The sequence below is a fragment of the Burkholderia sp. MSMB2157WGS genome, from assembly GCF_001532755.1.
In the GTDB taxonomy this organism is placed as follows: Bacteria; Pseudomonadota; Gammaproteobacteria; order Burkholderiales; family Burkholderiaceae; genus Burkholderia.
In genome coordinates this window covers 1-1,383 of the sequence record NZ_LPJG01000055.1, presented here as the reverse complement: position 1 = coordinate 1,383, position 1,383 = coordinate 1, and the positions used below count along the sequence as shown (strand labels likewise).

1 protein-coding gene is annotated in these 1,383 nt (G+C 62.3%); it reads right to left on the bottom strand.

Annotation, left to right across the window (positions count from 1 at the left end; all coding sequences use genetic code 11):
• On the bottom strand, positions 1-1,383 hold a 1,383-nt coding region (locus WT53_RS33960; RefSeq protein WP_218921420.1), incomplete at both ends, for a hypothetical protein.

Genomic DNA, 1,383 nt, shown 5'->3' with positions numbered 1-1,383 from the left:
GATCTGTCGACGGCCAACAGCTCGATCACGTCGCTGTCGACCTCGACTTCGACCGGTCTTTCGACGGCTAACAGCTCGATCACGTCGCTGTCCACGTCGACTTCGACCGGCCTGTCCACGGCCAACAGCTCGATCACGTCGTTGTCCACGTCGACCTCGACCGGCCTGTCCACGGCTAACAGTTCGATCACGTCGCTTTCGACTTCGACGTCGACGGGCCTGTCCACGGCTAATAGCTCGATCACGTCGCTCTCGACCTCGACTTCGACCGGTCTGTCGACGGCCAACAGCTCCATCACGTCGCTCTCGACCTCGACGTCGACCGGTCTGTCGTCGGCCAACAGCTCCATCACGTCGCTCTCGACCTCGACGTCGACCGGCCTGTCCACGGCTAACAGCTCGATCACGTCGCTCTCGACCTCGACGTCGACCGGTCTGTCGACGGCCAACAGCTCGATCACGTCGTTGTCGACCTCGACTTCGACGGGTCTTTCGACGGCCAACAGCTCGATCACGTCGCTGTCCACGTCGACTTCGACCGGCCTGTCCACGGCCAACAGCTCGATCACGTCGCTCTCGACCTCGACTTCGACGGGTCTGTCCACGGCCAATAGCTCCATCACGTCGCTCTCGACCTCGACTTCGACGGGCCTGTCCACGGCTAACAGCTCGATCACGTCGCTGTCCACGTCGACTTCGACGGGTCTGTCCACGGCCAACAGCTCGATTACGTCGCTCTCGACCTCGACTTCGACGGGTCTGTCCACGGCCAACAGCTCGATTACGTCGCTCTCGACCTCGACTTCGACGGGGCTGTCCACGGCTAACAGCTCCATCACGTCGCTTTCGACCTCGACTTCGACCGGTCTGTCCACGGCCAACAGCTCGATCACGTCGCTCTCGACCTCGACTTCGACCGGTCTGTCGACGGCCAACAGCTCGATCACGTCGTTGTCGACCTCGACTTCGACGGGTCTGTCGTCGGCCAACAGCTCCATCACGTCGCTGTCCACGTCGACTTCGACCGGTCTGTCGACGGCCAACAGCTCGATCACGTCGCTCTCGACCTCGACCTCGACCGGTCTGTCGACGGCTAACAGCTCGATCACGTCGCTGTCGACCTCGACTTCGACTGGCCTGTCCACGGCTAACAGCTCCATCACGTCGCTGTCGACTTCGACCTCGACGGGTCTGTCGTCGGCCAACAGCTCCATCACGTCGCTGTCGACTTCGACCTCGACGGGTCTGTCGACGGCCAACAGCTCGATCACGTCGCTGTCCACGTCGACTTCGACGGGTCTGTCCACGGCTAACAGCTCCATCACGTCGCTGTCGACTTCGACCTCGACGGGTCTGTCGACGGCCAACAGCTCGATCACGTCG